The organism is Flavobacterium succinicans LMG 10402, assembly GCF_000611675.1.
Lineage (GTDB): Bacteria > Bacteroidota > Bacteroidia > Flavobacteriales > Flavobacteriaceae > Flavobacterium > Flavobacterium succinicans.
Genome location: NZ_JATV01000036.1, coordinates 1 through 4,236 on the forward strand (window position 1 = coordinate 1; position 4,236 = coordinate 4,236).

Annotated in this window: 5 protein-coding genes; all 5 read left to right on the forward strand. The window is 28.8% G+C overall.

The genetic code is table 11. The annotated features are described in order from the left end of the window. The first annotated feature begins 1,114 nt into the window (after positions 1–1,114). The 5 genes from AO58_RS17440 (at position 1,115) to AO58_RS0116695 (ending at position 4,038) form a co-directional block, all read left to right on the forward strand. Entirely contained in the window at positions 1,115–1,399 is a 285-nt protein-coding gene (locus AO58_RS17440; RefSeq protein ID WP_024982767.1) for a hypothetical protein, read from the forward strand. A gap of 36 nt (positions 1,400–1,435) precedes the next feature. Next, entirely contained in the window at positions 1,436–1,864 is a 429-nt protein-coding gene (locus AO58_RS0116675) for a hypothetical protein (RefSeq protein ID WP_024982768.1), read from the forward strand. A gap of 249 nt (positions 1,865–2,113) precedes the next feature. Beyond that, a complete protein-coding gene (locus AO58_RS18075) occupies positions 2,114–2,287 on the forward strand; it encodes a hypothetical protein (protein WP_155959428.1) in 174 nt (57 codons plus the stop codon). A 122-nt stretch (positions 2,288–2,409) separates the two neighbouring features. Continuing rightward, positions 2,410–2,907: a hypothetical protein gene (locus AO58_RS0116685; RefSeq protein ID WP_024982769.1), complete on the forward strand. Its 498-nt coding sequence runs from the start codon at positions 2,410–2,412 to the stop codon at positions 2,905–2,907. 351 nt (positions 2,908–3,258) lie between these two features. Next, positions 3,259–4,038, forward strand: coding sequence for a hypothetical protein (locus AO58_RS0116695; RefSeq protein WP_024982771.1), 780 nt, complete (start codon positions 3,259–3,261; stop codon positions 4,036–4,038). Positions 4,039–4,236 lie beyond the last annotated feature (198 nt).

Genomic DNA, 4,236 nt, shown 5'->3' on the forward strand with positions numbered 1-4,236 from the left:
TAAGCGATGGTTGTGCATAATTAAGTAACTACCCCCAACAGCGGCTATGCAAAATGCCTTCCGCTTTTTTAGATAAAAATAGTACAAATTAAAAAATTTGGCTATTTTAGCTATCATTAGTGAAGCGGCGAAAGAAGGCACTTCGCATAGCCGCAAACGTTAGCGGTCAGTTGCGAAAAAAAGTAGACGATTAAAATATCATTTGTGGAAAAAATTTTAAATATTTATTTTTATAATTTCTGTCTTTTAGACAGGAGTTTAGGGAAATTAATAACTGTGTATTTAAACCCTTTTGTCTGGATAAGTAATTTTAATAAAATCAGTTTGGGAACAAAAATGTTTTTTGAACATATGGAAAAAAATTTTCCGACATTTTTGAATTATTACAAATATGATGCTAGAGTAAAATTGTTTTTTATTCCTTTCTTGATTTTGGTTAACTCTTTTATTATTAATGTGGTCCTCCTAATTTTAAGAGTGAATTTAGCGGATAGTTATTTTGTCATTCTAATTATAAGTAGTTTAGTATCTTTAATAGAAGCGTTTATATTCGTATTTCAAGAGAATAAATTTTATAACTACCATAAAGAATTTAATAGAACTAAAAAATATGATTTTCCAATAATTACATTCATATCTATTATAGTAATATTTTGTCTTTGGATTTATTCCTTCTTAATTTAAAAAGTTTTAATGAAATGGAATAAGTAAAAACCTTCAGATTATAGCTGACTTTACAGTAAAAGAAGAAACGTAATAGAAATGAGTGTTGTAGTATGTAATTTTTTATAATAATTATATTTTGCCGAAATCAAGCAGTTTGGCGTTATATACTCAGAAAGAAAACAAAAAAATTAAAATAGAAAACGGAATATATAAAATAAACAACCGAACCGCTAACAGCTACTACAACGGATTTGGGCATTTGGCTTAATGGGAAAATGGTTTTGTATTTGGCAGTTTAGCGATAACCGAAAAATAAATCTTAATTTAGAACCCAAACCCGCTGTAGTACCAGAACGTTGGCAGAAAGTTTGGGAAACCGCATAAAAATAGACGAAAACCTAAAGAAACATAAAAATTGAATTATTAACATATCCTAAAATTTAAAATTATGAAATTAGATTTGTACACTAAAAGCATTCTAACAGTTATTGCAATTTGCTTAACAATTAACGTTTTGAAAGATTTTGACATTATGCCGAAAGCATACGCAAACGAACCATTGAAAAATGAATTAAATCTACTTCCAAATAAAAATTACGGCTTAATTCCAGTAAACGCTGACGGTACAATCGATGTAAATATTAAATCATCTTCTGAAATGAAAGTAGATATTTCGACTATATCAACTTGGGATAAAATGCGTGTCGTAATTAAAGAAAACGAAGACAAATAATTACATCTTTTTATTAACATAAAAAAATGAGATATAGTGTTTGAAAACATAATAAAATGGATAATTGACAATAAAGATTCGTTAATTAGCGGCGTGATTGGCAATGGAATATTTTTGGGTATATTACAATTATGGAGTCTAAAAAACAAGATTCCAAATGGTGTTAAAATACTTATGAATATAAAATACATAAAGTATTTAGGATTTATACTTCTGTATGCTTTACCGCTTGGAACGATAACTTTAATGATTGTCGATAAAACAAACGAACCTACGTTTAAAAACATTGCTTTATTCATAATAATTTGTGTTAGTTTAATATTTAATATTTTAATGAGCCACATAAGAGCTATTTACAAAATGTTTACTGAATTAATTTCTAAATCTTCTGACATTGATAATGTTCATAAAAAAGCAATAAACATCATATTTGAAGCGATTGGAAAAACAGAACGGATAAAGTAAAACCTTCTGCCAACAGGCGTTTGGCAAGATTGCGAATTTTGTAGTAAATTCACATTTATTTCTCGCAAGAAATTTTATCTTTGATAGAAAATAATCGGATCCGAAGTTCGCAACCTCGCCAAGCGCCGGAACGTTAGGGTGTATAGCTCCGTTGAAAAGAAACAGCCGACATCAACCAGACGTTTTGCAACTGAAAAAATAATAATGAACTAGCTAGCGTGCCGACGCAAATCAAGCTCAAAAAAGACATTGGACTGGAAAATTGGAACGGATGAACTTTGGTGCTTTTCAAACGTGTCGCTACACACCCTAACACACGCTACAAGCGATTTGGGCAATTGGTTTAATGGGAAAATTGGTTCGTATTTGGAAGTTTTGGCTAATCCGAAAATTAACGCTAATTTAGGCCCAAACCGCGTGTAGCGCGGGAACGTTACAGGAAACCTTGAAATAGACAACCTCTAAACGTAAACCATCATTAAAGCAAACTTAATGCAAATGAAACTTCATATTTTAGACAAAAATCAGGCAGACAAAAAAATACTATGTTAAAAAATAAATTAGCACTAAGCGTATATCTTTTATTTTTTGTGTCTTTCGTTTACAGCCAAGAAGGATATCGGGTTGATAAAGATTATCGAATTAAAAAATATCAAGAAGAAATGATATCTTTTTTAATTAATGAAAATCAATTTGGAACAGAAATAAAGAAAAAAACAAAACTGATTAAGGATTATTCTAACTTAATGAGTATCCAAAAATGTTTAGAAGTTTTCTTAGTTGAACCAAAAGAAAATCAAATTTTGCTTGTATTATTTTATTCCTTTGGCTCAGGAGCAAATAAGTATTGGGGAATTCTCGAAAAAGACAATAAATATTTTTTTTATTATGACGAAAAAGATAAATTTCAAATTGAGGCATATTTAAAAAAATACGATATTAAAACACAAAAAATAATATTAGATTATGTAAAAATATACACTGATTGGGATGGACCTAACTTACATAATCCACAAATTATAGAAGAACACAAAATAGATTAATATTGTTAAAAAAACGATGATCAATTAATTAAAATCAATATTTATAACATATCTTACTCCAAATGAAATTATTGTAGCCAATATATAAAATGTTTAAAGTCCGAAATGAAAAGTAATAATTGCAAAAAGAATTATATTAAAAATTGCACCTATGGAAAAAAGGCTTCCTGTAACAGCTACTACAACGGATTTGGGCATTGGGCTTAATGGGAAAATGGTTTTGTATTTGGCAGTTTAGTGATAACCGAAAAATAAATCTTAATTTAGAACCCAAACCCGCTGTAGTACCAGAACGTTATGGGCAATTATCCCGCATGAGCCAAGAATCTAACGCAGTTTTAAAGACAAAATATGAAATATCAGAAAAGAATTTGTTGTTTTATTGACATTTTAGGCTTTAAAAAACACATCGATGAAACTGTTAATGACAATGGAGAAGAAAATATAAAAAAAATTGAGTCAATAAAACATATTCTGAAGTTAACTAAAAAAATCACTAATGATTTAGGTTTCTCAAAATCGAAAGTCATTACCTATTTTTCAGATTCTATCGTAATATCATATAAATACGATGAACCAAGTCAATTATTTTATACGATATTAGATTTATTATATGTTAGTTTTGAGCTTGCAAATAAGGGTTATTTAACTCGTGGCGGAGTAAGTGTCGGTAAACTGGTACATAGTTCCAAATATATATTCGGTCCAGCATTAGTCGAAGCGTATGATTTAGAATCTAAAAAAGCAAAGTTTCCGAGAATTATTGTAAGTGAAGAAGTAATTAAAATTGGTGTAACACATAGGAAAGATTTTCATAGTGAAAAAGACGAAAGTGAATATTTAATGAACATATTAACTTTAGATGATGATGGTTATTATTTTATCGATTACATTACTAAAGCTTCATCAGAATTTGACGATTTAGAATATGATTTATTTTACTACATTCAAAACATAAAAAAAAGTTTCTTTACAAACTACAAAAATGAAACTTTAGATGTCAAAGAAAAATTAGATTGGTTGAAAATTAAATTAAACAATCATATAAAACAAATTCAAGAAAACGTTAAGAATCCTGTTTTTGATTCAGAAATAAGAGACTTATATTCGAGCTTGACAAACGTAAAATAACTTCCCCCACCACAACAAAAGAAACAAATAATCATTGCTATCCGAAAGTTTTAATGAATGAGCATAAAATACCTTGTTACCCATTATAAATAGGCGTTTACTTTTTTATTATGCTGAAAATAAGTCAGAACTGAATTTTAATTCTGGTTCTGATCTTATTTTTTTGGCTCCATCTCCAACCTGATTGCAGATATAATC